The organism is Robinsoniella sp. RHS, from assembly GCF_001029355.1.
Taxonomy (GTDB): Bacteria; Bacillota; Clostridia; order Lachnospirales; family Lachnospiraceae; genus Robinsoniella; species Robinsoniella peoriensis.
Genome location: NZ_JNGB01000223.1, coordinates 1 through 5567 on the forward strand (window position 1 = coordinate 1; position 5567 = coordinate 5567).

Here is a 5567-nt window from a genome sequence, read left to right on the forward strand (position 1 = left end):
GGGGATGCATTTCTTGTAGAGATCACATCAGATGTGCGGAAACTGTTTCGTGAGTCTGATATTGTAGGACGTATAGGCGGAGATGAATTTATTGCTTTTATTAAGGATATTCCTGGAAATGCACTGGTGTTTGAGAAAGCACGTCAGGTGGTTGAGGCATTTCGCAATCTGCCTATGCAGGAGAGCTGGGATAAATCCATATCCTGCAGCATAGGAATCTCTGTATTTCCGAATGACGGTCAGCATTTCCAGGAGCTTTATAAGAAGGCAGATTATGCTTTGTATCAGGCGAAAAAGCAGGGTAAGAATCAGTATGTACATTATGACGATTCAATTGGCGACGGATTTCCGGGAATACCTGTCTCGATGCCAACGGCAGTAAATGAAAAAATTGACTCTAACGAAGGCATGGGGAACACCCTGAACAGTAAGCTGGTTGAGTATATATTTAAAATACTTTATAAATCCATTGATGTGGAAGCTGCGGTAAGCGCGATTCTGGAAATTGTAGGGCATCAGTTTAATGTAAGCCGCGCATACATATTTGAAAATACAGAGGATGACCGGTATTGCAGCAATACCTTTGAGTGGTGTAATACCGGTGTGAAGGAAGAAATTGATAATCTGAAGCATGTGTCTTATGATTTTGATCTGGGAGGAAACTATGTAGTAAATTTTAACGAAGATGGAATCTTCTACTGCAGGGATATTATGGAATTACCGCCGAAACAAAAGGCTATTCTGGAACCACAGGGGATTAAGTCTATGCTTCAGTGTGCCATAACAGACAATGGAGAGTTCAAAGGATATGTTGGTTTCGATGAATGCAGGATGAACAGGTTCTGGACCCAGGAGCAGATCACGACACTAATTTTTACCAGTGAAATACTAAGTACTTTTCTGTTAAAGAAACGTGCACAGGACAGTGTGGTTCAGACATTGGAGGGGATGCAGAATATCCTGGATAATCAGAATTCCTGGATTTATGTAATCGGTGCAGAATCTTATGAGATGTATTATATCAACCAAAAGACAAAATCGCTGGTGCCTGATGTAAGAGAAGGCATGTGCTGTTACCGTAAATTTTTTGACAGGGAGGAACCTTGTGAAAACTGTCCGGTAAAGGATCTGGATGATACTGTAAAAAACTGTACCAAAGAATTCTATAATCCGATACTAAATGTCTGGTCCAGCGCGGATGCTTCAAGGATCCGCTGGAAAGGGAAGGATGCAGTCCTTCTTTGCTGTCATGATATAACGAAATATAAAATAAATTAAAGAGTAAACGAAAAAATTAATTAAATAAAGCATGAATGGAAGCATTTACGAAAGCATTTACGAAAGCATCCATGAAAGCATTAAAGAGCGCATCCATGAAAGCATTAAAGAAAGCATCCATGAAAGCATTAAAGAAAGCCTTAAAGAAAGTAACCATGAAAGCATTAACGAAAGCCTTAAAGAAAGTAACCATGAAAGCATTTATGAAAAGGTTAATGAAAACAGCGCGGAACATATCGTCCGCGCTGTTGCTGTCTGTATTTATTTAAGCATTAAACATGATGCGTTCGCTGCTGAATGCTTTTGCAATGATTGCAGTTACTGCACCGCCCACCAGAACGGTAATTCCAAGAGTCATGGCAAAGTGAAGTACAGTTAATTCTCTGGTAAAGATTTCGCCAAGTGCTATACTGCAGTTATAGATTGGTATCAGGTATTCGTAAGTTGCGTGTCCTGAGGATGGAGAAATCATGGTAAAAAGTCCTGCAACAATAACAATGATGTATAAAGGAGTTACATAAGATGCTGCTTCTTTCACAGTGCGGGCGAATACCGATACAATTCCAACCAGTGCCACATATAAAAATGCAAGAGCTATGATAATTGCAGCAATCATAATAATCTGCCCCGCAGTAAAGGTAACCGTCATATTTTCCGCACCCATAGATGCCATGGACTTGGGAAGAGAAACAGTTAAAGCAATAATATATACGGAAGCGGACATAATGGACAGCGTCATTAGTGCCAGAAGCTTGCCAAGGGCTATTTCAAAACGGCTGATTGGTGTTACTAACATGCTGGCCAGAGTACCGCGTTCTTTTTCGCCGGTAATCGAGTCGGTACCCAGTGACATCGTTCCTGCAAATAAAAGGATAGTTACCAGGTAAGGCAGCAGCATGGCAAGGAATTGACCGGAAGCTTTAGCATCATCCTGAATAATGGAATTCTGATTCGTGTTGTCAATTGTAAATATGGTTATCATATCCAGGTTACCCAGCCGGTCAGCCAATAAAGCCTTCTGATATCCGTTCAGGGATGTTGTGAATTCGTCGTGGGCATGTTGGGAATAATTTTCTGACGGATTATAAAAAGTCTGAATGTCAGGAATCGGATCCCCCTCTTTATAATTTGCAATCTGCTGGCTGAAATCCTGAGGAAAGACTACCAGCAGATCGAGCTTACCGTTATAAATGTCATCTTTTGCAGCATCCAGAGTTTCGTCTGTTTTCAGATAGGAAACATTTGCTTTACCGATAAAATCCGCCATATGTCCGGCCATATCTTCCGGTGCATTCTGAATAGAAACCGTGGCAACATGCTCTTTGGTATTCTGTGATTCCTTATTGCCCAAATAACCCATGAGGCTGTAAATTCCAACCATAAGTACAACGGGAAGGATAAATAGTGAGAAGATCATTTTTGAATCTTTGAAGACACGCTTTAATTCTTTGCAATAAATTGCTTTTGTTCCGTTCATGTTTATACCGCCTTTCCATAAGTCTGGTACAGTTTAAAGAAAGCATCCTCCAGATCGTCACATCCTGTCTGGTTTAAAATATCTTCCAGTGTACCTTCTATTGTTAATTCTCCGTCAATAATAATCGCAATACGGTCACAGAGCTTCTCTGCTTCGGACATGATATGCGTAGACATGATAATTAATTTACCTTCTTTTTTCAGCTTCTGCAGATAATCAGTAACTGCACGTGCCGTAATGATATCCAGTCCTGTTGTGGGTTCATCGAAGATGATTACCTTGGGATCGTGAATTAAGCTTACTGCAATGGCGGCTTTCTGCTTCATACCGGTGGACAGTTCTTCTATTTTCTTGTTTTCAAATTCCTTTATTCCGAAATGTTTGAAAAGCTCATCCCTGCGCTGGTTGATGGTTTCTTCTGAGAGCCCGTGCAGTTTTCCGAAAAATCCCATGAGGTATTTTGGTGAAAACTGAGGATCCAGTTTGATCTCATTTGTTAAAAATCCTATATTTTCACGAACTTTGGCGGAATCCTTTATAGTGTCATATCCACATACGGATATGCTGCCGCTGGAAGGCTTCAGGAGCGTAGCCATACAACGAAGGGTAGTGGTTTTGCCGGCGCCGTTTGTACCCAGAAGGCCGAAGATCTCTCCTTCATGAGCCTCCAGATTAAGATCGGAAACTGCTGTTTTTTTAGTGTTCTTTGCTTTTTGTTCTTTTTGCTGCTTCTTGTTCAGGTGATAAATTTTAGAAAGATTTTTAATTTCAACCATAATATGTCCTTTCTGTTGCTAATGATTTTTGGGTTTTGAAAGTTTTAAAGAGGTAATGGAGTATACCATAACCTGTAATAACCATATTGCACCAACGATTAAAAAGGGAAGGGTTCCAATTTCAAATGATGGACCCAGCAGGATTAAAAAAATCAGGATGAACACATAAAAGATCTGTGAAATGCGAAACGCTTTGTAAGCTGACTTATAAGCAACTTGCTTTTCCTGTTCATCACAACTTTTCAACCATTGTTTCTGAAAGTTGAAATCCAGAGGATCCCCTTTCTTTTCCGGATTAATTTCCTGATCCAGCCCGATAATCTTCCGCTGAAGGAGTGCTAATGCAAGTGACAACGTGATAAATGCCAGCATGCAGATCAGCTGGGTGGCTGCGCCCCCTTTGTGAATGTCTATAATTCCGATACAGAAAGCGATCATTGCCAGAATAGGACCGATTTCACTTGCCATCAGGGAAATGGAAAGCTTTCGTTCCGTCTGAATGATGGAATCGGAATCTTCCTGATCCCACAACTTGAATTCCTTTTTAGAGATACGGTATAAAACGTAGGAAATCAAAAGGGCTATGGCATCAAACACAACACTCATATAAATGGAGTATCGAATCAAGATGCCGGATACCGTATTCCCCACACTGGTTAAACTAGCTTCAGTTGAAGCAAAAAGATAACCCGCGATTCCTCCGAGTACACCTGCCAGAAAAATGACTAGAAAAAAGCGGATTAAGACAATCCTTTTTCTATTCTTCATCATCTTCTCCCTCCTCATAACTAAATATTTCTTCAACACCAACCCCGCAGACTTTGGCTATTTTAAGTGCTAAAGTTACTGAGGGGGAATAATCGCCCCGTTCAATCAAACTGATTGTCTGCCTGGATGCACCTACCAGGCTTCCCAGTTGCTGCTGGTTAATTCCCAGCTTTGCGCGGAATTCTTTCAAGCGATTGTATAAGGGCATATGATCATCCCCTTTCTTATAACAATTTTTATAATCCATGGAGTGACAAAGAATTAAGTCAAAATGACAATTATTCTTGTCAAAGACAGTATAGCAATGACAAGAATAGTTGTCAAGAAGAAAATTACAAGAATTGTAAATTCATCGATGTATCAGATCTGGTTCCACCTTTTTTATATAAGTTTCCAATGAGCTCCGGTCAATCAGCGCAGGTACAACCCCTTGCCTGGAAGTACAGAACCCTGCGGCATAACTGGCAATCCGTATGGCTTCATCCAGGCTGTAACCATACAGAAGATAAGAGGCAAGAGCAGATATGAAGGCATCTGCGGCGCCTGTGTTGTCAACAGATACAAAACCAACAGCCGGATAATAACGCTCAAGACCGTTTGATTTAACGTAGCATCCCCGGTGTCCAAGGGTGATAATCACGGTGCTTACGCCTTTACTTAGAAAACAGTCTGCCTGTTCGGGAAGTGTACGGATGCCCGGACAGAGAGAAATCATTTCGATCTGGTTTGGTATAAAAATATCAATATTTTTAAGAATAGAATCGGGTATCCGATCCAGAAGTGTCGGCTTTAGGATAGTCCTGGCGCCGTACTTTTTTGCGGTTTGTGCTGCTGTCTCAATAGTAAAATCCGGTATTTCGGTTGGCAGCAGGCAATAACCCGCATTTTCAAATAGCCGTTCATTATTTATAATATCCTGGGCTGTCACATTCTGGTTTGCCCCGGTAAGGATAGAAATCGTACTTTCCCCGTCATTTTGTACATGTATGTAAGCTTTTCCCGTGCTGGCGCTAAGATCCCTTCCGATTCCCTGTATATCTACACCATTTTCCTTCATAGCACTGTAAATCAGAGCGGAATCATAGTCAGTTCCAACCTTGCCGATCAGGGAGACGGGATGACCCAGGCGGGCAGCGCCGATTGCCTGATTTACCCCTTTCCCTCCCGGGAAAGTAGTGGAACGGCTTGTGCTGACTGCTTTTCCGGAATGAGGCAGCTCATCTAGATTTAATGTAATATCAATATTGATGCCTCCGACCACTACAATT

Annotated in this window: 7 protein-coding genes; 2 read left to right on the top strand and 5 right to left on the bottom strand. The window is 41.4% G+C overall.

From position 1 onward, the window contains the following. Both RHS_RS28895 and RHS_RS28900 read left to right on the top strand, forming a co-directional pair. A partial coding sequence (locus RHS_RS28895) for a diguanylate cyclase domain-containing protein (protein ID WP_047835157.1) occupies positions 1-1278 on the top strand: 1278 nt, incomplete at its 5' end. A gap of 35 nt (positions 1279-1313) precedes the next feature. Continuing rightward, on the top strand, positions 1314-1547 hold the full coding sequence (locus RHS_RS28900; RefSeq protein WP_047835158.1) for a hypothetical protein: 234 nt from the start codon (positions 1314-1316) through the stop codon (positions 1545-1547). On the opposite strand, the gene RHS_RS28905 is transcribed toward RHS_RS28900, so the two are convergent. The 5 genes from RHS_RS28905 to RHS_RS28925 all read right to left on the bottom strand — a co-directional run. After that, entirely contained in the window at positions 1544-2755 is a 1212-nt protein-coding gene (locus tag RHS_RS28905) for an ABC transporter permease (protein ID WP_047835159.1), read from the bottom strand. The genes RHS_RS28900 and RHS_RS28905 overlap by 4 nt on opposite strands. A 2-nt stretch (positions 2756-2757) precedes the next feature. Next, positions 2758-3531, bottom strand: a complete 774-nt coding sequence (locus RHS_RS28910) for an ABC transporter ATP-binding protein (RefSeq protein ID WP_027295035.1) — start codon at positions 3529-3531, stop codon at positions 2758-2760. Positions 3532-3549: 18 nt separating this feature from the next. Next, positions 3550-4302 carry a DUF3169 family protein gene (locus tag RHS_RS32310; RefSeq protein WP_027295034.1) on the bottom strand — a complete coding sequence of 251 codons (753 nt, stop codon included), beginning with the start codon at positions 4300-4302 and terminating at the stop codon, positions 3550-3552. Continuing rightward, the gene (locus tag RHS_RS28920; protein WP_027295033.1) at positions 4289-4507 is read right to left on the bottom strand and encodes a helix-turn-helix transcriptional regulator; all 219 of its coding nucleotides are present in this window, start codon (positions 4505-4507) and stop codon (positions 4289-4291) included. The genes RHS_RS32310 and RHS_RS28920 overlap by 14 nt, the downstream gene beginning before the upstream one ends. Positions 4508-4648: 141 nt before the next feature. Further along, positions 4649-5567, bottom strand: a 919-nt coding sequence (locus tag RHS_RS28925; RefSeq protein WP_047835160.1) for a PfkB family carbohydrate kinase, incomplete at its 5' end; no start/stop codon positions are given.

Excerpts from the sequence above, each read along its gene's own strand:
- RHS_RS28920 (WP_027295033.1), bottom strand. The coding sequence starts at position 4,507 with ATGCCCTTATACAATCGCTTGAAAGAATTCCGCGCAAAGCTGGGAATT.
- RHS_RS28900 (WP_047835158.1), top strand. The coding sequence starts at position 1,314 with ATGGAAGCATTTACGAAAGCATTTACGAAAGCATCCATGAAAGCATTA.
- RHS_RS28910 (WP_027295035.1), bottom strand. The coding sequence starts at position 3,531 with ATGGTTGAAATTAAAAATCTTTCTAAAATTTATCACCTGAACAAGAAG.
- RHS_RS28905 (WP_047835159.1), bottom strand. The coding sequence starts at position 2,755 with ATGAACGGAACAAAAGCAATTTATTGCAAAGAATTAAAGCGTGTCTTC.
- RHS_RS32310 (WP_027295034.1), bottom strand. The coding sequence starts at position 4,302 with ATGATGAAGAATAGAAAAAGGATTGTCTTAATCCGCTTTTTTCTAGTC.